Below are 20,730 nucleotides of genomic sequence, written 5' to 3'. Positions count from 1 at the left end.
AGGCTCGGCTTCAGTTGCCGATCTGCGGTGCGCGCTTCGGGGATACCGGCGGGTCAGCGGCCGTGAATGCGTGGCGACCTGCTACGTCGTCCACGACGAGCACGTGCCGGCCGGAAAATCCGGCCTGACACGCACGGATCGGCGACGGCCGCAACAGCGGCCGTTCAGCTGAGCGAGATGCGCTTGGGAGGATGCAGATCCGGCGGAATGCCGTGATCTCGGAGGGCGTAGAAAACCGATGCGTCTAATGATTGGGAAGGAAGAGGAGCTGTAACGGATGCGAGAGGTCCAAGAATGCTGCTCCCAGCACAATATGCACCGCACGCGACGCCGACGGTGCCACAGACTTTCCAGGAACAGCGGCGGCACTTTGCCATCACGCGCTGTGTATCCTTCAAGACTGCTGACCGTACCGAGGCAGTTACTGCTCCAAGCGGATCGACTATGCGTTCACTCGGCCGCGCGGATCCCGGCAACGAAAATGCCAATGTCAACAACAGCACCGGAATCAGTCGTGCGATGACCTGCATGGCACCACAATATCAGCCTACCTACGCCACAATATCAGGAAGAGCTGAGAAAGTACCATCGGTTCGTGATCAGGCCTGAGCACGCTGCAGTGCACTGCGTTCGGCGAGGGAACACAGCGACAACAGCCTGCCCTATCCAATCCTCGATAGCTGCGGAATCGGCCCGTGGGTCTGCTACGGCAGCAGGGTATGCACGATCGGCATGTCGCGTTTTATCTGGTCACCATCGGATGCCGGTCTTGAGTGGATCCGTGGGGGGGGACTCGACAGGCTGAGAGGCTGCGCGATGTCCAGTCGGCAAGTGCCCGGAAGCTGGCCCGCTCCGGAACGATATTGTCTCAACCGCAATTGATCCTCGACAGCTGGCGCGTGATATGATCCCGCCCTAGCATTTTGCCCGGCAGATCATTATTTTGGTGCCATGGTGACCGATACCGTTCGCCGTTTCTTCGCACTGATCCTGGCGCTGGCCCTCGTGTTTGGTCCGGCGGGCGGCGGCTTGTACGCGTCCTTGGCCGGAGCCAAAGCGGCAGTCGTGACGGTATCGGACAATAGCCACTCACCGGGTAACTGCGACCATTGCGGTGCCAAGGGAGGGCTTCCGGCTGGACTATGTGCTTTGGGGGCATTTTGCAGCAGCCCTGCCATTACCCCGGTGGACCAATTCGTACCTGAGCAGCCGTCGGCCGCTCACGCCGTATTCTCCAAACCCAATCACCTGACGGGGCGCGCCCAAGCGCCCGACCCCTACCCTCCTAGATCCACCATCCTGAGCTGAGGCACGTCGCCGGCGAGCGACGTGTACTGGACATGCGCCTGGCGCATTGAGGCGTCGCGCGCGGGCCCAAGGTGTAATTGCATGCGGCTTCCGACCGCGTGTGGTTCGCCCCAACACACAGGATGGCTGCGAATGCCCACTATTTCCGGGCTAACATTAGATCGTCGATCATTCCTTGTCGGCAGCACGAGCTTGGCTGCGGCGCTATCGTTGCCGCGTGAAAGCGCCGGCGCCATTGCACCGCCGAAGGAATTCACGTTGTCGGCCGCGCCGGGTCGCGTACCGCTGGTCGGTCCTCCGTATCCCGAGACCGACGTGTGGTCGTACGACGGCAGCGTTCCAGGGCCGGAGATCCGGGTCCGCCAAGGCGAGCGCCTACGGATTGCGGTCAACAATCGGCTGTCGCAGGGAACGACCATTCATTGGCACGGCGTTCGGGTGCCGAATGCCATGGATGGCGTACCGCACCTGACGCAGGAGCCGATCCGGGCCGGCGACAATTTCGTCTATGAATTCGATGTGCCTGATGCCGGCACGTACTGGTACCACCCGCACCACCACAGTGCCGAGCAGGTCGGCCGCGGTCTGTCGGGCGCGCTGATCGTCGAGGAGACCGAACCTCTCCAGGTCGACCGCGATCTGGTCTGGGTGCTCGGCGACTGGCGCTTGGCTCGCGACGCATCGATCGTCGGCGATTTCGGCAATCGCATGGAAGCGACCATGGCGGGGCGGATCGGCAACACCGTCACGATCAATGGTCGCGTTCCCAACACCATACGCGTGCGTTCGGGTGAACGATTGCGGCTGCGCCTGATCAATGCCGCGCCAGCGCGCATTTTCGGACTCGAGTTCGCAGGCCATCGACCGCTGATCGTTGCACTCGACGGTCAGCCAATCGAGCCACACGAGCCGCCAGGCGGACGTGTTGTCTTGGGACCTGCAATGCGCGCGGATCTCGTTCTCGACATGACGAGGGAGCCCGGTGCGACCACGGCGGTGATCGATTCTTTCTACCGCGATCGCGCCTACAGGCTGGTCGATTTCGCTTACACCGACGAACCGCGCCTACGGGATCATCCGCTCGATGCGCCGTCTCGCATGCGCGCGAACACGATGCCAGAGCCGGATCTGGACAATGCCGAGAGGCACATCGCCACGCTGGAGGGCGGCATGAGTGGTCGCGGCATTATGGGGATGGGTGGAATGATGGGCATGGGCGGGATGGGATGGTCGATCAACGGTGTTTCCGCGATTGGCCACAACATGAGACCGATGCTGAGCCTTGCCCGCGGGCGCTCGTATATTCTCTCCGTTCGTAACGAAACCGCTTGGCACCATCCCGTCCATCTCCATGGTCATTCGTTCCGCGTGATTGCCCGCAACGGCAAGCCTACTCGCTATCGCGAGTGGCTGGACACCGTGCTCGTGCCGCCGCGCGAACAAGCCGACATTGCGTTCGTCGCCGACAATCCGGGCGACTGGATGTTCCACTGCCACATCCTCGACCATCAGGACGGAGGGATGATGGCAGTGATCCGCGTGGCCTGAGTGGAGGATTGAAAATGGTCCGATGGGAGCTGACGAAATGAACCGTCGAAACGTACTTGCAGCTATGTTCGCAATCACTGCGTCGGGCGCGGGCGGCGGGGTCGTGGCCAAGATCTTTGGTGCTGACCGAGCCGGGCTCCCTGCCCCCGAGGCTTTGTTCGGCACACCGGCTTCGGCACAGGACAAGACCAAGGCAACTCTCTACCGGAATTCGAACTGCGACTGCTGCCTGGAGTATGCCAAGTACCTTCGCAGCAACGGATTCAACGTCACGATCGACTCGAAGCAAGATCTTGCAGCGCTCAGAAAGCAGTTGCGCGTCCCCGAAAATTTGGCGGGTTGCCACGTGATGGTCATGGGCCGTTACGCGGTAGAAGGCCATGTTCCGGTTAACGTGCTCAACAAGCTACTAGCTGAGCACCCCGACATTATTGGCGTTTCGCTTCCGGGCATGCCGACCGGCACGCCGGGTATGACCGGTCCAAAGAACGGGCCGTTCACAATCTACGAAATCGCCAGCGACGCCGCGTCGCCTAAAGTCTTCGCGGTAGAATAAGGGAGGCGCGATGGCCATGCTGTTATCAGCGACTGAGTTCGAATTGGTCCCCAAGCTCGCGCTGTGTGGCGTGACACTGGCCGGTATTCTCGCCGTCTTCGCTGTCGCAAGCGGACTCTTTTTACTCGGCCGACATCTCTTCGAGCGTAGCCGCCATTGGCGATCGAAAAGCTATGAGTGTTGAACAGACCATCACAACAAGCGGGCCCCCCGCGGAACATCCGCCGCTGCGGAGCAGACGTTTCGCTTATCTCGTTCCACTCGCGGCCTTTATGGCACTTGCCATCATTCTCGCATGGGGAATGTCGCGAGATCCCGGCGCGATCCCATCCGCCCTTATCGGCAAGGCCGTGCCGCAATTCAGCTTGCCGCCGGTCAAGGGGCGCACGCTGGGTCTGTCGAGCAACGACCTCTCCGGCGACGTTTCGCTCGTGAACGTATTCGCTTCATGGTGCGTGGCCTGCAGAGAGGAGCACCCGGTGCTCATGCAGATGAAGTCTGACGGCATCGTGCCAATTCATGGCCTCAACTACAAGGATCAACCCGACAATGCAGCGCGATGGCTCAACTCGATGGGCGATCCCTATACCCGCACCGGCGCAGATATCAACGGCCGAGTGGCGATCGATTGGGGAGTGTACGGCGTGCCCGAAACCTTCGTGATCACGAAGGACGGCCGTATTGCCTACAAGCACATCGGAGCCGTGACACCGAAGGTTGTCGACGAAACGCTCCTTCCGCTCATACGGAGGCTACGGGAGCAATGATGCGTGCAACCAACATCGTGGCGCAATGCGTTCGCTTCTGCCTCGTGGCGGGGCTTGTTGCTGCTGCCTCGACGGCAGGTGCTGCGCAGGAAACCTCGAAAAAGTTCATCATGCATTCGGCTCCCAAGCCTGTCGCAGGGATCCAGTTCGAGGATGGCAAAGGACAGTCGCGGAGCCTGGCTGACTTCCGCGGCAAGATCGTGCTCCTCAACATCTGGGCGACGTGGTGCGTCCCGTGCCGCAAGGAGATGCCGGCGCTGGATCGTCTGCAGACGACGCTCGGAGGCGATGACTTCGAGGTTGTTCCCTTGTCCATCGACCGCGGCGGCATGGATGCGGTGCGTAAGTTTTATGCCGAGGTCGGAATCCTGAAGCTTGGCATGTATCGAGACCATTCTGGCGGCGCTACACGCGAGCTCGGTGCCGTCGGCATTCCGACGACACTGTTGATCGATCGCGAGGGTCGCGAGATCGGCCGGCTGATCGGGCCGACCGAGTGGGATTCACCCGAGATGATTGAGTTCATCAGGTGCGTGATTGCCGGGCGCGGTGCGGCACCGTTCTCGGCGGAAGCAAGGCAGGCTGTGACACCGACCTGCCGGACATGAGGTTGACCTTACAGCAGGTGGAACGATTCGCGACAGTTGACGACGGAGAAAACCCGATGACTCTACAACAATCCGGTACGACCGAGCGGCCACTTGGACGCGATCTGGCTTACGCAGCGCGCTACTACCTTCGAAATCGATGGACGCTGGTGGCGCTGGCGAACCTCGCGGTCGTCCTTGGCCTGTACTTCGGTGGCTGGGCATGGCTGGTGGCCGCCGGCGTCGCGCCGATCCTCCTGAGCACGCTGCCTTGCCTCATCATGTGCGGACTCGGCGTGTGCATGATGTGCCGCGGCCAAAAACAGCCAGCGGCCTCTCGTGACCCGGTGGACACGCCAACCTCAACCGCTCTCGACGAACCCAGGACAAACAGTTCGTCAGTGAGTGCAGCAAGCTGCTGTCACGACGGAGTCGTTGACGCTCAACCTGCGCACTCGAACCCGGATCGATCAGAGGAAAGGAGCAATTCCCATGCGTAAACTCACCTTATTGGCCGCGTTCGCATCAATCCTTCTCGCGAGCGTCATGGTCGCATCAGCCCTTTATGCGGAAGCCGGGCATGACTCGTCCGGCTCGATGATGGGCAACAGTGGCACAAGGAATGGCGAAGGAATGATGGGCATGATGAAGGGGATGAAGCAATTGGATCGGATGATGGATCACTGCAACAGCATGATGAGTGACAGCCGTCCGAACGATCAATGGCGCAAGAATGCTCCCGCCGAACCGGAGAAGAAGGAATGACAGGGCATGGAAACGCCGGGTCTGCCGGCTATCGGTTCAGGCAATGCATCACATTCGTGAGGAAAAGAGTAAGAAACTTCGCGAGGGTTGGCTCGGTCGCACTGGTGATCGCGTTGCTTTTCGGCGCCGGAACGGTCACCAGCATTTGGGGCAATGAGCAGGATGGCAGGGTGGTCGGCCTCACCTATGATCCCGGTACAGATGCGCTCCTGAAGGCTTACGGCCACGTGCTTTATCGAAGCACCGATCAGGGCACGAGTTGGCAGACGATTGCAATTGCACCACTGAAAGACCGGCGCATTTCCAGCTTCGCCGTATCTCCGGCCGGCAAAGGCATCCTGTATGTCACGGGCGCAGGAGTTGGCGTGCTGCGGAGTGATGATGGCGGCAACACGTGGGTCGAGCGCAACGAGGGGCTGGCAAGCCGAGATGTGATCGCGGTGGCCGCGCATACGACGCAGCCTGAGACCGCGTATACGGTGCTTAAGGATAGGGGCGTCTACCGCAGCCAGGACGGCGGACACTCGTGGCGCCTCATGGACCGGACCTCTCAACAGGGTCTCCGCCAACTGATCCACTCGAATATGCCCGGCAGCATGCAGACCGGCTGGCTGTTCGCTGCAGCCTCCAAGGGAGTTCATCGCGCGATGGACTGCTTCTGCCTTTGGCAGACGGCTGGCAAGCTTGACGGACAGGCCTACGCCGTCACTTACGACCCAGGAGAGCCAAAACACCTTTATGCAGCAACTGAAAGGGGGCTGTTCAGCAGTCCGGACGGCGGAGAGAACTGGGTCCCGATCAAGTCTCCGACCTCAGAGATAATCGGGCTTGCTTTTACGCGTTCCGGCGTCCTGTTCGCCATCGATGCGGACAGCGATCTGTACAACAGCACGGATGGGGGCGTTACATGGATAAAGGCGAATGCGTGAGCCTCTGGTGGCGATCATGATCGGCGTGGCTAGTTCAACAGCAGTCGCCCGTGCGGCCAACGGGCCGCCATCGCTTGATCCAGATCTCGTGAAGACCGGTCATGAACTATACCGGCAGCATTGCGCGTCGTGCCATGGCGCCAATGCTCAGGGTGCACCCAATTGGCAGGAGCGCGATGAGCACGGGGATCTGCCGGCGCCTCCACACAATGCGCAAGGCCACACGTGGCGGCACTCGGACGCCGAACTCTACATGATGGTGAGCAAGGGTTGGCGAGACCCGTTCAATAAAACCGAACGGCTGACGATGCCTGCCTTTGGCGACGTGCTGTCGCCGGACCAGATTCGTGCTGTGATCGCTTATCTGAAGACGCTGTGGACGCCGGAGGAAATTCAATTTCAGTCGGAGGAAAGTCGCGGGCACCCGTTTCCATCAGCCGGAAAATGACGTCGCGTGATCCCGCAGTCAGGAGCTCGACAATGAAACTGACATCCAGACCAATAATCCTGGTCCCCTCGCTGGTTGCTGCGGCCGGCATTGCGGTCGCTGGCGTCTGGTTCGGGACGAGTATCCCTAGAACACCCACGTCACAGCCAGCCATCGTCGGCAAGGCGATCCGAACGGGTACTCCTGCAATTGGCGGGCCGTTCACGCTAGTATCCACCAATGGTGAACGCGTCACCGATCAAACCTTCCACGGGAAGTGGCTGCTGATTTTCTTTGGCTACACCTCTTGTCCCGACGTCTGTCCGACAGCGCTTGCCAACGTCAGTGCAGCTCTAGAGAAGTTCAGTCCGAGTCGGCTTCAACCGCTGTTCATTACGGTCGATCCGCAACGCGACACGCGTGAAGTCATGGCAAATTACCTGAAGTCTTTTGATGCGCGGATCGTTGGCCTGACAGGAACGCAGGCGCAGATCGACCAGGTGACCAAAGAATACCGCGTGTACGTTGCTCTGGATAAATCAGAGGAGAGTGGCGACGACTATCCCGTGTCGCACAGCGGGTACCTCTATCTGATGGACCCCAAGGGGACGTTCGTAAACGTTATCGAGGGCAAGGAGGATGGCGACGCCATTGCAGCCTGGCTGCGGAAGCAAATGATCAGCTCAACGCGGTGGAGGGACAGCTCATGAAACTGAGAGGCTATCTGACATCGATTCTGCTGCTGCTATTGCTTTCCGGCGGCTTCGCGCACTCACAAACAGCAGGTCAAAATTCGATCGCCATCGAGCGCGCCTGGTCACGCGCAACGCCGGCCGGAGCGAAAAACGGAGCTGTCTATGGAACGGTGATCAACAACGGGAATTTGAGCGACAGCCTTGTGGGCGCCGCAACGCCTGTTGGAGATCAGGTTCAATTCCACAGCGTTGCCGAAGAAAATGGCGTATCTCGCATGCGCGAAATGCCTACCGTTGACTTTCGACCTAGAGCAAAGGTCACGTTCAGTCCAGGAGGCATGCACATCATGATCGTCGGATTGAAGGAGCCTCTCAAGGAGGGGCAGAGCTTTCCAATGACCATGACCTTCGAAAAGGCGGGCAAGATCGACGTGATGATTCCTGTCGCAAAGGTGGGCGCCATGCACGGCCCCGCCATGGATTCCATGATCCATGGGGTTGGCGAACCAATGAAGAAGTGAGCGATGACTGAAGAGCAGGACATCCCGTCGAGAAATCTCACGAGCCGTCGAAACCTGCGCGTCGTTCTGCCGTCTGTCGCTGTCATCGGCATCATGCTTGGGCTTGTCGCATATTCGCTGTCCGAGACACCGCAGGATGAATTCGACCAGCGTGTGCATGACTATTTGATGGCTCATCCCGAGGTTATCATGGAGTCTGTCAATCGGCTTGAGGCTAGTGCACGCGAGAAAGCAGAAACAGACATCCAGATGGTCCTCCAGGCTCGTGCAGACGAGGTCTTTCGTGACCCTGACAGTCCAACCAGTGGCAATCCCAATGGCGATGTCACTCTTGTCGAGTTCTTCGATTACAACTGCCCATACTGCCGCCAAGTGGCACCAGTGGTGACGAAGGCGCAGCAAGCCGATTCTCAGCTGCGTGTCGTCTACAAGGAATTCCCCATCCTTGGGCCAAATTCCACGGTCGCTGCGAAGGCCGCCCTCGCCGCCCACAAGCAGGGCAAATACGTCGAATTCCACCGGGCACTTTATCAGCTGCGGGGTGCCGTCGATGACAGCAAGGCAATGGAGGCGGCTGCCGCGGTTGGCTTGGATATCGAACGCCTCAAGACGGATATGGAAGACTCCAAGATCCAGGCGTCCATCCAAAAAAATCTCGCGCTTGCCCAGGCCCTTCGCATCAACGGCACGCCGGGTTTTGTAATCGGTGACCAGATCCTTCGCGGCGCGACCGACTTGAATACCTTGCAGACATGGATTCGTACGGCGCGCGAGCGTCGGCAATAAATCCTGGGCCATTTGGGACGAGCATCGGACATGATGGAAATCTCGACGAGCGCGATCATGGCCGCCTTTGCTGCTGGAGCTATTTCGTTCCTGTCGCCCTGCGTGTTGCCGCTGGTGCCGGCTTACGTTTCGTACGTTGCAGGGCAGTCGATTGCCCATCCAGGGGCACCAAGGGCGATGGTCGTCCGGCTTCAGGCCATCGCGCTGAGCGCCTGCTTCGTTCTGGGCTTTACAACGATTTTCGTCATCCTGGGCGCCAGCGCGACGGCTCTTGGCGAGGCGCTCATATCCTACAAACATGAGTTGGGTATTGTAGGCGGGGCGATTGTCATTGGTTTCGGCCTTTTCACGATCGGGCTGGTGCGGCCTTGGTGGCTCCAGCGCGACATCCGGCTTCCCTTGACAATTCCAGGTGGACACCCAATCGCCGCCTATGCGTTAGGCATGGCATTCGCATTTGGCTGGACACCGTGTATCGGCCCGATGTTGGGAACAATCCTCACCGTCAGTGCAGCGTCAGCCACCGTGACCAAGGGGATCGCGTTTCTAGCCATTTATTCGCTGGGACTTGGCGTGCCGTTCCTGCTCGCGGCGGCGCTTACCGACGGTTTCCTGGTAAGGTTTAAGTCAATCGGCCGGGTCGGCCAGGTCCTGCAGCTGTTTGCCGGCGGAGTTATGGTTCTCATCGGCGTTGCCATGATCACAGGCTATCTCTCGACCTTTTCGTTCTGGCTGTTGGAGGTGTTTCCGGTGCTGTCGACGATCGGATGAGTAGAATCAGGAGATCAGAAGCGGCGCGATCGCAGCCGGAGGGGTTCAAGCGGGGGTGGGGGCTATCGAGCGACGGCGGCAAGCAGCAGTTGCGAGATGCGGCCTGTGTGAAACGCAACCAGTAGGAGTAAGCTCCATGGCTCAATACGCACATACGGAAATGCTGGTCGAGAACTCCTGGGTCGCCGAGCACGGCGAGGATGCCGGCATTCGCCTCGTTGAGGTGGACGTCGATACCGCAGCTTACGATCAGGGTCACATCCCGGGCGCCATAGCCTGGAACTGGACCACGCAGCTTTGCGATACCGTGGAACGCGACATCATCCCGAAGGACGCCTTCGAGAAGCTGATGGCCGATTCCGGTATCGGCAACGACACGACGGTGATCCTTTATGGCGACAACAACAACTGGTTCGCAGCGTGGGCGGCGTGGCAGATGAAAATCTACGGACACAAGGATGTGCGTCTGATGAACGGCGGCCGAAAGAAGTGGGTTGCCGAGAACCGCGAACTCACAACCGAGGCGCCGGCCGTCAGCAGGGAAACCTATCGCGCCGAGGACCCGGATCTGTCGCTGAGGGCTTTTCTGCCGGAAGTCCAGCACGCCCTTGAGACGCAGAGCCACGGCCTCGTGGACGTGCGCAGCACGGACGAGTTCACCGGGAAGGTGCTTTCGCCGCCGGGCTTGCCCGAAACGTGCCAGCGTGGCGGTCACATTCCTGGTGCACGGAGCATCCCCTGGGGAATGGCTTGCAACGAGGACGGCACCTTCAAATCGGCAGACGAGCTCGCGGCCCTTTATCGCGGCAAGGGCATCGTCACGGACAGGCCCACGATCGCCTATTGCCGGATCGGCGAGCGCTCCAGCCACACGTGGTTCGTCCTCAAATACTTGCTCGGATACCCCGAGGTGAAGAACTACGACGGTTCATGGACGGAGTGGGGCAACATGGTCCGTGCTCCGGTTGAACGCGGTCCCGAGGCAACAACAGGACGGGCCGCATGAAGCGAACAATCTGCTCCTGCAGGCGGAGCTATCGAGAAGCTCCGAGATCTTCGCCTGCAGGAGCGTGAATTCTGGCTCCGTGGCCGGACGTCATGCAGCGATGAAGCTCGCCTCAGCGACGTCGCTGACTGGCCGAATGACAGGAGGAGTAACTAGCATGCAACCGAACGGTCCCGAGCGGATCGATCACAGGAGAAAACACATGAGGACTAAATCGGTTCTTTGGGCACTGATCGTTACCAGCGGCGTCGTTCTCTCGATCGATGCCGCCGCTGCACAGGGAATGCAGGACCGGATGGGACCTGGCATGATGCATGATTCCGCCCGGCAGGGCCGGGACCACGGGATGATGCAGGGTGAAATGGGCATGGGTCAGTGCATGATGCATGGCGGCATGGGCTCGGAGATAGGGCAGCAGATGGGCCGCCGCGGCATGATGGGCTCAGGAATGATGGGCTCCGGCATGATGCAGGGCGGGACGAGATCTGGTATGGGCGCTCTGTTCGGATCACGGGTTACACCGGTTATGAATCTGTCGGTCGACGACGTTCGCGGGTATCTCGCCTCGCAGCTCGACCGTCTCAACAACAAGCGACTGAAGCTAGGAGATATCAAGAAAGAGGATGGAGCAATCACCGCCGACGTCGCGACGGTCGACAATTCGCTTGTCCAGCGGCTCAAGGTCGACCCGCATACCGGAGCGATTGACTACGAGAACTGAACCACGCTCCGGATGATAGAAAGATATGCGGAAGCAGCATCCTGTAGCGGCAGGAACGCCGGCGTTGCCGCCAACAGCAGCCGGGCATCGCCGCGGCTCACGACGTAGTCGATGCAGGGTGTGAGAAGCACGAACAGAACCGCCGACCGCAGTATCGTCAGGAACTGCACGAGCACCGCCGTGACCACCGGCATGGCGATGAAGTTCGTCGTGAGAAGAGCCGCCGAGGAAGCGCGTATTTCGTAAGGCCACCCCGAGCTCTATCAGCGGAAACTGACCGAAGGTCACAAGCAATATCACGGCCAAAGCGGGATTGATCATGAACTCAACCGCGCTCGTAGGAGCCGGGAGCTTCAAGCGTTTCGTCGAAGCCTGCCGGTTCTGGATTTTCAGCACCGGCTTCGACTGGTACTATCGCGGATTCTTGAAAGACGGCGCCTGGCGAGAGGCATTTCTTTCGCATCTGGATATCCGCGATAAGGAGCGGATACTTGAGATCTACTCGCGCGAATCCGGCGTCACTGCCGACCTCGCGAGCCGATACCCGAACGCGCAATTCACGGCAGTCGATATCGATCGGCAACCCGGCGCGTCTAAATCAGGAAACATTTCATTCGACAACAACCACCTCACCTGCGGCGGTGGACAATTTGACAAAGTCATATGCAGCATGGCGCTGCATCCCGTTTCACCTGCGCTTAAAGTCATCTTATTGAGCGAGATGAGGCGAGTGATGCGCAACGGCGGCAAGTTATTTGTGGCCGAATTCGATGCGCCGGAGCAGCCTCGCGAAGGCCGGATTTTACGCGGAACATCCTATCATTTCGGCTACCAAACCGCGGCCCCGCATCTCGACGGCACTTGGATCGACGACATTGGAAAGGCCGGTTTTACCCACATCAAACGCTTGCACAACGTTCGGGACACGCTATCGCGCGTGAGCATCATATCCGCCAGAAGGTGATCGCCGGAGCCATACAATTCACGTAAAATCTATCTTCTTAAGAACGGCTATTCAAGTCACAGTGACACATATGGCGGCATACAGAATTTGGTTAAAGCGACTGGTACTCGGCGCCGGTGTTATGGCCGTGCTGAGTTCCTGCGCGCAAGATGCTTACCGATCCGCCCGGGCTGCGGCGCCCATTCCGAGAGCAACGCTTGCGCTCATGTCCGAAAAGGGCATGGAGCCCACTTCGCCCATTCTCATGCGGTCTTTCAAAAAGGAATCCGAAATTGAAATCCGGAAGCTCGGATCGGACGGTAGATACGCGCTGCTGAAGACCTACCCGATGTGCCGCTGGTCAGGACAGCTCGGCCCGAAAATGCGCGAAGGCGATCGGCAGGCGCCGGAAGGCTTTTATGATGTCACCGCCGCGGCCATGAATCCGAACTCCAGTCCAGGAAATCTTGATGTCTTTGCGCATGGGCCTACTACGGGGTACAGGTAGCAAGGTACGCTGGAGGTTTAGATGACCGCAGCCCAGAATGTAAAGGACGACGCTGGCTCAGGAAGTTGCGGATGCAGCGCAGAGAAGGCGACGAGCGCTCCGGCTGAACCCAATAAGTCGAGTTGCTGTGGCGGAAGTCACGGCCACTCCGATCACCACGGTCGTCATGACCACGCGGCGAACCACGGCACGATGGTGGCGGACCCCGTTTGGAAGGATGGCGGCACAAACAGTTGAGCAAGCGGAAATAGAACGAGCTAAGCAGATAGCCGCCGTGCAGCCGAAAGCTACAAAGCTACGATACGCACTTGCGCGGAACGGCGCTACGGCAATATATCGGCCGCCTCAGATATCGAGCCCGCTACTTCTTCCCTGAGTGATGCCGCTGCAGCCATTCCTTGGCGGCCTCTTCCATGACTTCGGACGCGGTCTTTTCTAGGCCTATCGCGGCCTGCTTGATCTGCTTGATGACTTCCGGATCGAGGGACGTCAGGAATTGCCTTTTGTCGCCTTGAGGGGGTTTCCGCCCCTTTTTTGGGGACGGTTTCGCGTCTGCCATCACCCTGTCCGTGCGTTGTGCCATCCCGAAAACCGTCCCACGGGTTGCGGGCTGCGGCAAGGGATCGGGCCTGCCGTCCAGCGATTTTCCCCGACAATCGGCCGCCCTTCATCGATTTTCGTCTCCCTATCATCCCGTTGAAAGCACGGCAATTTCGCCAAACGAGGCCCTAACATAGGTGCCTATACGAAATAGATTGATAGATATCTATTGACTCAAATTTGTGTTCCTGCTTTGTTCTCATTCGTGGCGTTATATTGTTTGCGAAGGCGTGTCATGACGGGCGTCGTTCGGGATTGGCGGGCAGCATTGGTCGAGGCCTACCCGGACCTCTTTCACCCGCTGGCGGACCACCTGGGGTGGCCCAGGCTTCTCCGGAATGTGGCGAGGAATGGCGTGACCTGCTGGAGCGCGCCTGCGCCCGGATCCGGGCGGCGATCCAGGCCGACGGCGGTTCGTTCAAGGCCACGCAGATCAAGGAAAAGTACGCGACGTTGCGCTTCTACTGGGAGGGCACCTTGTCGCCCGAGGCCAACGCCAAGGTCGAGGAGATCATCGACCTGGCGGAGGCGCGCTCCGCCTGCACCTGCGAGGCTCTGCGGCGAGCATGGATGGCTGTACCTATCGGGCTGCTGGATGATGACGCCGCTCCGCGCTGCACGCCGAGGGGCGCGCGGTGGGGTCGAGCCGTCCTTCGAGAACGTCCGCGTCAAGGAGCGGATCGTGGGTCGGCGGCGCGAAATTATCTGCCGCCGTTACGACCGCACGACCGACAGCTTCATCGCTATCGATCCTGGCTCCTTGGGCATCGAGGAGGAGTGAGATGGCGCGCATCGTCAACGACTGGCGGATCGACTTGATGCGGGCGCACCCCCGCCTCTTCGAAATCGTGGCCGAAGAGCCGAAGCATTCATTCGGCTACCCGCTTTGCGAGGCAGGCTGGCGCGACGTCATGGAGCGGCTCTGCGTCAGGATCGAGGACGCGCTGCAGGACGGCGAGACGTTCCAGTTCGTGCGCATCAAGCAGAAGTTCGGTGTCGCGCGTTTCGATTGGGACGGCGAGGTTTCGGATCAGACCAGGCTCAGAATTTTAGAGGCCATCAACTTGGCAGTCGCACGCTCGGCCTGCTCTTGCGAAATCTGCGGAGCCGAGGGTCGGCTGTACAGCAACCGCGGCTGGCTTGCGACGCGCTGCGCGGAGCACGCGGCGGGCGATCCGGTGCCGGTCAGGCCCGGCTACGAGAACGTTCGCTTCCTGCGCCGCACGCCCGGCACGGCAAACATGTACTACGCGCGCTACGACCGCGCGACCGACACGTTGACCGAAGTCTCGCCGCGACCGCCGCACGGGGAGAAATAGCGATGGCCAGGTTTCGGTGCATCGCCTGCGGCAGGGACGGCGAATTCGTCTACGACGCCGAGCGCCACGAGTGCCCGCGCTGCGGCTCGTCCGATGTCGTGTCGCCCTCGGCATCGACGACCGAATTGCCGCGCGACCGACCCCTTCATAGGCGTCCCGCCCGGCTCATTGGGAATCGAGGAGTAGCGGCATGGCAAGCATTGTCCGTGATTGGCGGATCGAATTGATCGAGGCGCATCCGAACCTCTTTCACCCGCCAGTCGGCGCGCCGGAGGCGATACAGGGCTATCCCACGTGCGGTCATGGCTGGCGCGATCTGCTGGAGCGTCTCTCCACCAGGATCGAGGCCGCAATGGCCGAGGGCGGCGGCTGGCTCCGCATCCTCGAGATCCAGGAGAAATACGGTACACTTCGCTTCTCGTGGCGCGGTGAGGTTTCAGACGAGTCTAGGACGAAGATCGAGGAAGCGATCGCGCTCGCCGAGGCTAGATCTGCCTGCACCTGCGCGGAATGCGGCGAAGCAGGCCGCCTGTACCGACATGGCGGGATGTGGGTGACGCGCTGCCCTGCCCATGCAAAGGGCGAACCCGTCCGCATCGAGGCCGGCCTTGAGAGCTTCCACGTCATCCGCGTGGTGGAGCTGCACGATATGCGCGTCTTCTTCTGTCGCGGCTACGACCGCGCCACCGACGCGTTCGTAGCCGTCCCGCCGGAAGCCCGCGAGGAGTAGCGAAAATGGCCCGCTTCCGCTGCCGCGCCTGCGGCGAAGAAAGCACGTTCGATTACATCGGCCATCATGCCTGCCCAAAATGCGGCTCCGACAACGTCCAGTTCGCGCTCTCGATCGAGGAATTGGCTGATGACCACCCGTTGATTGCCGAGCTTGCCGAGAACGACCCGCCCCAAGTCGACGACTGAAAGCCGAATCATGCGCTTGTGGATCTTGTCCGACCTGCATCTGGAATCGACCCGCGGCTGGGACCTGCCGGCGGGTGCCGCTCGTCCGGATTTCGATGTTCTTGTCGTCGCTGGCGACTTGGTCACCCGTATGCCGCGCGGCGTGAAGTGGCTGTTGGAACGCGTGACGGATCGCGATGTCGTCTACGTCGCCGGAAATCATGAGGGCTACGGCACGGATCTCGATCGCACGATCGAGAAGGCCCGCATCGCCGCAGCGGGAACGAATCTCCACATCCTGCAGAACGACAGCGTCACCATCAGCGGCACGATTTTTCTCGGTGCAACCGGTTGGACCGACTTTAACCTGTTCGGCGATCAGGACCGCGCGATGCAGGCCGCCGACGAGGTGATGAACGACTACAAGAAAATCCGCTTGAGGAATTATGAGCTGCGGTTGCGTCCGGCGCACACGCTGGCGCGCCACATGGAGACCCGCGCGTTCCTGCAGCGGGAATTGAGCCGGCCGAAAACGCTGCCGCGCGTAGTGGTCACGCACATGGGTTTTCATGCGGAGGCTATCCGCCGCGGTTTCGAGCACGATCTGATTTCGGCCGCTTACACCAGCCGCGCTCCGATCCAGGGTGCGGATATTTGGGTGTACGGGCACACGCATGAGACCCGCGACTTCCGCGTGGGCGCTACCCGCGTCGTCAGCAATGCGAAGGGCTACGGCCCGTGGAAGATCGGCGAGACCTGGGAAAACTCAGACTTCGACCCGACTCTGATCGTCGAAATCTAGCAGCGGAGACAAGCATGACGGACAGCGCCGACACACGTCCGACGCAGATCGACGCCGCGAACCCTCCGCCTTGATTTGGAGTACGGTCAAATGCTCTCGCCCCATTCCTCTCTCCGCTCCGATCTGTTCATTTCTGCCAAAACGTCGACCGCAATTCCGGCGCGACACCCGGCTCTACGAGACGCGCTCATCCAGGCGTCGCTCGACCTGGAAGTACGTTCGATTGCGTACGTCGCGTCGACGTCTGTTGCGTCCGAGCAGGTAGAGCTCGATGCCGTCGTCGTACAGCGCGACGAAGGCCGCTTCCTGCTCGACGTTGTTCCTGCTCGGCGCATCCGCGGTTTCGAGGAGAAAGGGCTCGCCCAGATTGCGCTCACCGAGCTCGCACTGAAGCGGATCATTCTGACCGCCGAAGAAATCCGCCGCGAGCCTCGCTATACGAATGCGCGCTTTGTCTGGTCGTATCGCGAGATCCCAATACCAGTCGGATTGCGCATGCGCATCCTGCAAATGCTGCTCGATGATGGACCGATGCCGCTCGGGGAACTCCTGAAGAGCATCCGTAGCGACCACGATCCCGCGCCTGCCGTGATGGCGCTCGCCTGCGCAGATCTTGTTTCACTTGACCTTGCGTCCCACCCCTTGGGACCCCTCACCGTTGCGAGGTACCGCGCATGAGCGGCAGATTCCATCGACGTCGCCGTGTGCACCGATCGCAGGCCCACAGCACGTGCCGTGCGAACCACTGTAGAGCTGTGACGTTCGCCGAGTCCGCAGCCAAGCTGCGCACAGATGTAGTCCGTCTTTCGAAGGGCCAAGGCTGTTCGTTTCGAAGACGAAGGCTGTACACGCAACATCGCACATGATGACAGCTTGGAGGATGAGGCATGACCCCGACCGACGATGCCGAAGACCCCTACCTGGCCGCCGCAGATGCCATCTCGACCGGAGCGGCAGTCGATTCGGCTGACTGGGACGAACGCCTCAAAGGTCTGCCGCGGCTCCTGCGCTATGCCATGCTGCTCATCGAGAAAGCCTCCCATATCGAGCAGCGGCTGATCGCTGAGATCGACGAGCTCTGTCCGCAACTTTCCCACAACGCAGCCTGGGCGGCGGCGCTCAACACCGCCACTGGCCTCAAGCTGGCAGCAGAGCTCGACCGACGCGCTGTCACGGGCAACGAGCCAGACCTCAGGAGTTTTGCCGACTGCGTGCGGCTGTTGTGCCTGCCGACACCGCGCGACGCCACTCACTTCGAGGAATACCGCAGGGTGGGCAAGGCGCTGGTAAAGGCCTTTCACGTGACCTCCCGCTACGCCGGAGAGCAGCTCTGCTGCTATCTCGAACGGTTCACCTTCGGCTGGGCGGCGCTGCCGGCCTGCACCGACGTTCTACCGAAGGATTTCTCTGCTGCGATGAACGCAGCCATCCTAGGCGCGAACATGGCGGAACATCGCATCTTCGCGGTCAAAGCAGCCGCCCGGCGGAAGGCCATCGAGGAGGAAGAGCGCAGGAAGCAAGAGGCCGAGGAAAAGACGGCCGCGGTGCAGCAGCTGGCCTCCGGTGAAGCGGAAAGCATTCCGGACCATCATCTCGTGGTCGCGCGCCTCTCCAGTGACGAGATGAAGAACCCGAAGCTCAAGGATATCTTGGGTCCGCTAAAGAGCGCCATCAACACACCCTTGCCGCTGGTCGAGTTGCCTCCCTTACACGAAGTCCGCAACGCTCTTCTGTTCGAATTTCCCTATGCTGTTGCCGCCATCGACTTCGCGCTTGCCGATCTCGTTGGCCGTGTGACGATCCGCTTGCGACCACTGTTGCTGGTCGGTGATCCCGGCGGCGGCAAGAGCCGTTTTGTTCGGCGCCTTGGCGAGACCTTGGGCATCAGCGTCTGGCGCGAGGACGCTTCACGCGCCGATGGCGCGGTGTTCGGGGGGACAGATCGGCGCTGGTACTCGGCCGAACCTTGTCATGCGTTTCTTGCGATTGCGCAAGGCAGGATCGCAAATCCCCTGGTCATGATCGACGAGATCGAGAAGGCCGGCACACGGTCAGACTATGGACGCTTTTGGGATTGCTTGCTCGGCTTTCTCGAGCCCGAGACCAATGCCCGCTACCCTGATCCTGCGCTGCAGACGACCCTCGATTTGTCGCAGGTCTCGTACGTCGCCACCGCCAACAGCCTGGATCCGCTGCCCAACCCGATCCGGGACCGCTTCCGCGTGGTGATGTTTCCGAAGCCGACCGCGGATGATCTCGACGCGCTGCTGCCGGCCGTGATTGCCGACCTCGCGAGAGCGTGGTCTCGACCAGAGCTGGATCCCGCCGCTGGACGGCATCGAGCGCGTCGCGGTCGCTCACCACTGGCACGGCGGCTCCGTGCGTCGGCTCCGCCGCATCGTGGAGGCGATCCTGCGCGAGCGCGACGTGCGCGCAGCAAGGAATTGATCATGGCTGGTCAGTCATCCCCATCATCACCGACCTGTCGCAGCACCGCGGCTGCGGCATCGAAATCTGCGGCAGCACCGACGAGGCCGCCTGGCGACCACCGCAGTGACGCGCGGCAATTCCAAGCCTCCGGGTACGCGGCCAATAACGGATTTGAGGTAACGCCATGAGATTGCTGGACGCAAGTGTGCTCGATGGCGAGCTGCTTCTCGCCCTCCACGGAAGCCCCGCCGCACTGTTCGGCGCCAAGGCGGCGATTGCCGCAATTCTCGGATGCGTGGTTCATCTCGTCACCCCGGGAATGATGAGCAGAATAAGGAGCGGCCAGAGGAAATCGAATGAAGCGAACATCGAGTTTCTGGCGCGGATCGCCATCATCGACACCATCGCGAGTGGCTCCTCGGCGGACACGCCCGTCATCGTGCGGCACCGCGGCGTGATGAGCGGTGATCCGGTCTTCCGGGGCACGCGCGTGCCGCCCGGCCCCGTCTTCTCGATGCTGGCCAACAAATCGGCGGACGAGATCGTGCGCATCGACTACCCCTCGCTGTCGCGAGAAGCCATCAAGACCGCCTTACAGCAGGCGTGCCGCTTGCTGGAGCGCGAAGCACCATGGGTCGACTGATGATGATGAGATCGTTTGCACTGATCGAGGGCGACCGAGCCACGATGCTGCATGTGCGGCACGATGGCGACGTCATGGTGTTCGACCGTGATCGCGAGAGCGCGATCCGCTTCCGCGTGCCGATGGACATCGAGGGCGATACGACTTGGCGATTGCTGCACCGCGTCTTGACGGGCCTCGTGCAGGCAGAGGCTCACCTGATCCGGATCGATCGTCTGGTCGAGCGGAGTGAAGACTGGGTGGCGGCCCATCCCGGGCGAGATCGATCCGGAGATCCCGCAGCGCACCCTGCACAGGGCGCACTTCGCCATCGATGCCATGCGCTATCCTGACGATGAAGATTTCCACAGTCCACCCACCGTGTTGCTCGGGATTGGAGAACACGGTCGTGTCGAGCCGACCGGCCAGATCCTGTGGATCGACGCTCATCGCGAGTGGGCGGTGTGCGACGACGGCTTCTGGTGGACACCATCGGAGGAGCCATGATCAAGGTCAGCATCACCCAGAACGGCGAGCTGCTCGACGAGATCGAATTCGATCGCAGCAACCTCATCGATCGCGCCGGCGCTCTGGCCGTCATTCACCGCCACGTCATGGAAGAATGCCCCTACGACGGTCTCTGGCACCGGGTCGAGCATGCAGCCCGCGTCGTCGCCGAGCGCGACGACCTGCTCGACGCGCTGGAGGCGGAGGAGTATCGCCAGGCAGCGCCAGATGCCGATGCAGCGTTGTCCACCACCTCTCCCGACATCTCACCGGGTCCGGATGATGGGACCGAAGTTGGGCCCCCCGGCAGGGTGGCGGCTGACGACGATCTCTACCATCTGGACCGCGATCCGGACGAGACGGACGAGGAGTATCAGGAGCGCTGCCGGATGCTCGGTTGCGACGAGAGCGGCCACATCCGGCTGCCGAGGCGGCGGGCCATGAGGGAGTGTCGGGTCGGCTGCATCATCTGCGGGAGGGCGCTCGAGAACTGGTCCGGCGGAGACAACCAGCCGGTCGGTGGTTTGGCCTTTCAGTGCTCGGGACATTGGCCGAGCGCGGTGTTCGACGCCGAGCCGGGCTGGCTCGAGATCAACATCTGTGAACGCTGCCTGCATCGCGCGGCCGCGCGAAAGCGCGTGCTGCACGGGGATCGCACGGGTTGGCAACCGCCGGCAACCTACCAGCTCTGGCAGTGGCCGAAACGTCGATGAGA

27 protein-coding genes and 1 pseudogene are annotated in these 20,730 nt (G+C 61.0%); 26 read left to right on the top strand and 2 right to left on the bottom strand.

Annotation, left to right across the window (positions count from 1 at the left end; genetic code table 11):
- Nucleotides 1-1,440: 1,440 nt before the first annotated feature.
- From V1290_RS26950 to V1290_RS26885, 14 genes are all read left to right on the top strand, one after another.
- The gene (locus V1290_RS26950) at nucleotides 1,441-2,856 is read left to right on the top strand and encodes a multicopper oxidase family protein (protein WP_442895018.1); all 1,416 of its coding nucleotides are present in this window, start codon (nucleotides 1,441-1,443) and stop codon (nucleotides 2,854-2,856) included.
- 37 nt (nucleotides 2,857-2,893) lie between these two features.
- Complete coding sequence (locus V1290_RS26945) at nucleotides 2,894-3,412, top strand: DUF411 domain-containing protein (RefSeq protein ID WP_334367176.1); 519 nt, start codon at nucleotides 2,894-2,896, stop codon at nucleotides 3,410-3,412.
- 173 nt (nucleotides 3,413-3,585) lie between these two features.
- A complete protein-coding gene (locus V1290_RS26940) occupies nucleotides 3,586-4,179 on the top strand; it encodes a DsbE family thiol:disulfide interchange protein (protein ID WP_442895017.1) in 594 nt (197 codons plus the stop codon).
- Nucleotides 4,179-4,787: a TlpA family protein disulfide reductase gene (locus tag V1290_RS26935; protein ID WP_334367174.1), complete on the top strand. Its 609-nt coding sequence runs from the start codon at nucleotides 4,179-4,181 to the stop codon at nucleotides 4,785-4,787. The genes V1290_RS26940 and V1290_RS26935 overlap by 1 nt, the downstream gene beginning before the upstream one ends.
- 56 nt (nucleotides 4,788-4,843) lie before the next feature.
- Entirely contained in the window at nucleotides 4,844-5,266 is a 423-nt protein-coding gene (locus V1290_RS26930; protein WP_334367173.1) for a hypothetical protein, read from the top strand.
- Entirely contained in the window at nucleotides 5,259-5,531 is a 273-nt protein-coding gene (locus V1290_RS26925) for a hypothetical protein (protein WP_334367172.1), read from the top strand. Before V1290_RS26930 ends, V1290_RS26925 begins: the two co-directional genes overlap by 8 nt.
- A complete protein-coding gene (locus V1290_RS26920; protein ID WP_334367171.1) occupies nucleotides 5,528-6,460 on the top strand; it encodes a WD40/YVTN/BNR-like repeat-containing protein in 933 nt (310 codons plus the stop codon). Before V1290_RS26925 ends, V1290_RS26920 begins: the two co-directional genes overlap by 4 nt.
- Nucleotides 6,453-6,908, top strand: coding sequence for a c-type cytochrome (locus tag V1290_RS26915; protein ID WP_334367170.1), 456 nt, complete (start codon nucleotides 6,453-6,455; stop codon nucleotides 6,906-6,908). Before V1290_RS26920 ends, V1290_RS26915 begins: the two co-directional genes overlap by 8 nt.
- A gap of 32 nt (nucleotides 6,909-6,940) precedes the next feature.
- On the top strand, nucleotides 6,941-7,597 hold the full coding sequence (locus V1290_RS26910) for an SCO family protein (protein WP_334367169.1): 657 nt from the start codon (nucleotides 6,941-6,943) through the stop codon (nucleotides 7,595-7,597).
- Nucleotides 7,594-8,103: a copper chaperone PCu(A)C gene (locus V1290_RS26905; protein ID WP_334367168.1), complete on the top strand. Its 510-nt coding sequence runs from the start codon at nucleotides 7,594-7,596 to the stop codon at nucleotides 8,101-8,103. The genes V1290_RS26910 and V1290_RS26905 overlap by 4 nt, the downstream gene beginning before the upstream one ends.
- A gap of 3 nt (nucleotides 8,104-8,106) precedes the next feature.
- Complete coding sequence (locus V1290_RS26900) at nucleotides 8,107-8,889, top strand: DsbA family protein (RefSeq protein WP_334367167.1); 783 nt, start codon at nucleotides 8,107-8,109, stop codon at nucleotides 8,887-8,889.
- A gap of 33 nt (nucleotides 8,890-8,922) precedes the next feature.
- Complete coding sequence (locus V1290_RS26895; RefSeq protein WP_334369179.1) at nucleotides 8,923-9,660, top strand: cytochrome c biogenesis CcdA family protein; 738 nt, start codon at nucleotides 8,923-8,925, stop codon at nucleotides 9,658-9,660.
- Between the two features lie 136 nt (nucleotides 9,661-9,796).
- Nucleotides 9,797-10,666, top strand: a complete 870-nt coding sequence (locus tag V1290_RS26890; protein ID WP_334367165.1) for a sulfurtransferase — start codon at nucleotides 9,797-9,799, stop codon at nucleotides 10,664-10,666.
- Between the two features lie 202 nt (nucleotides 10,667-10,868).
- Nucleotides 10,869-11,387 carry a hypothetical protein gene (locus V1290_RS26885; RefSeq protein ID WP_334367164.1) on the top strand — a complete coding sequence of 173 codons (519 nt, stop codon included), beginning with the start codon at nucleotides 10,869-10,871 and terminating at the stop codon, nucleotides 11,385-11,387.
- Here V1290_RS26885 and V1290_RS26880 read toward each other — a convergent pair.
- Nucleotides 11,375-11,581 carry a hypothetical protein gene (locus V1290_RS26880; RefSeq protein WP_334367163.1) on the bottom strand — a complete coding sequence of 69 codons (207 nt, stop codon included), beginning with the start codon at nucleotides 11,579-11,581 and terminating at the stop codon, nucleotides 11,375-11,377. The two genes, V1290_RS26885 and V1290_RS26880, sit on opposite strands and share 13 nt — an antisense overlap.
- Nucleotides 11,582-11,706: 125 nt before the next feature.
- On the opposite strand from V1290_RS26880, the gene V1290_RS26875 reads away from it, so the two are divergent.
- Both V1290_RS26875 and V1290_RS26870 read left to right on the top strand, forming a co-directional pair.
- On the top strand, nucleotides 11,707-12,351 hold the full coding sequence (locus V1290_RS26875) for a class I SAM-dependent methyltransferase (protein WP_334367162.1): 645 nt from the start codon (nucleotides 11,707-11,709) through the stop codon (nucleotides 12,349-12,351).
- Between the two features lie 121 nt (nucleotides 12,352-12,472).
- Nucleotides 12,473-12,787: pseudogene (locus V1290_RS26870) on the top strand (L,D-transpeptidase family protein); the annotation flags it as partial.
- Nucleotides 12,788-13,199: 412 nt separating this feature from the next.
- On the opposite strand, the gene V1290_RS26865 reads toward V1290_RS26870, so the two are convergent.
- A complete protein-coding gene (locus V1290_RS26865) occupies nucleotides 13,200-13,397 on the bottom strand; it encodes a ribbon-helix-helix domain-containing protein (protein ID WP_334367161.1) in 198 nt (65 codons plus the stop codon).
- Between the two features lie 636 nt (nucleotides 13,398-14,033).
- Here V1290_RS26865 and V1290_RS26860 point away from each other — a divergent pair.
- The 10 genes from V1290_RS26860 to V1290_RS26815 all read left to right on the top strand — a co-directional run bounded on the left by V1290_RS26860 (nucleotide 14,034) and on the right by V1290_RS26815 (nucleotide 20,728).
- Nucleotides 14,034-14,219 (top strand): hypothetical protein, encoded by a 186-nt coding sequence (locus tag V1290_RS26860; RefSeq protein WP_334367160.1) that lies wholly within the window; start codon nucleotides 14,034-14,036, stop codon nucleotides 14,217-14,219.
- 1 nt (nucleotide 14,220) lies between these two features.
- Nucleotides 14,221-14,757 (top strand): hypothetical protein, encoded by a 537-nt coding sequence (locus V1290_RS26855; RefSeq protein WP_334367159.1) that lies wholly within the window; start codon nucleotides 14,221-14,223, stop codon nucleotides 14,755-14,757.
- Nucleotides 14,758-14,947: 190 nt separating this feature from the next.
- The gene (locus V1290_RS26850; protein WP_334367158.1) at nucleotides 14,948-15,487 is read left to right on the top strand and encodes a hypothetical protein; all 540 of its coding nucleotides are present in this window, start codon (nucleotides 14,948-14,950) and stop codon (nucleotides 15,485-15,487) included.
- A 5-nt stretch (nucleotides 15,488-15,492) separates the two neighbouring features.
- A complete protein-coding gene (locus tag V1290_RS26845; protein WP_334367157.1) occupies nucleotides 15,493-15,675 on the top strand; it encodes a hypothetical protein in 183 nt (60 codons plus the stop codon).
- A gap of 10 nt (nucleotides 15,676-15,685) precedes the next feature.
- Complete coding sequence (locus V1290_RS26840) at nucleotides 15,686-16,456, top strand: metallophosphoesterase (RefSeq protein ID WP_334367156.1); 771 nt, start codon at nucleotides 15,686-15,688, stop codon at nucleotides 16,454-16,456.
- 90 nt (nucleotides 16,457-16,546) lie between these two features.
- Nucleotides 16,547-17,134 carry a hypothetical protein gene (locus V1290_RS26835; RefSeq protein WP_334367155.1) on the top strand — a complete coding sequence of 196 codons (588 nt, stop codon included), beginning with the start codon at nucleotides 16,547-16,549 and terminating at the stop codon, nucleotides 17,132-17,134.
- Between the two features lie 209 nt (nucleotides 17,135-17,343).
- Nucleotides 17,344-19,074 (top strand): AAA family ATPase, encoded by a 1,731-nt coding sequence (locus V1290_RS26830; RefSeq protein ID WP_334367154.1) that lies wholly within the window; start codon nucleotides 17,344-17,346, stop codon nucleotides 19,072-19,074.
- Between the two features lie 17 nt (nucleotides 19,075-19,091).
- Entirely contained in the window at nucleotides 19,092-19,529 is a 438-nt protein-coding gene (locus V1290_RS26825) for a DUF433 domain-containing protein (protein ID WP_334367153.1), read from the top strand.
- Nucleotides 19,529-19,861 carry a hypothetical protein gene (locus V1290_RS26820; protein ID WP_334367152.1) on the top strand — a complete coding sequence of 111 codons (333 nt, stop codon included), beginning with the start codon at nucleotides 19,529-19,531 and terminating at the stop codon, nucleotides 19,859-19,861. Before V1290_RS26825 ends, V1290_RS26820 begins: the two co-directional genes overlap by 1 nt.
- Nucleotides 19,862-20,011: 150 nt before the next feature.
- Nucleotides 20,012-20,728, top strand: a complete 717-nt coding sequence (locus tag V1290_RS26815) for a hypothetical protein (protein WP_334367151.1) — start codon at nucleotides 20,012-20,014, stop codon at nucleotides 20,726-20,728.
- Nucleotides 20,729-20,730 lie beyond the last annotated feature (2 nt).

Origin of the sequence: Bradyrhizobium sp. AZCC 1578, assembly GCF_036924675.1 — a bacterium.
Lineage (GTDB): Bacteria > Pseudomonadota > Alphaproteobacteria > Rhizobiales > Xanthobacteraceae > Bradyrhizobium.
This window is presented reverse-complemented; position numbering and strand designations above follow the sequence as displayed.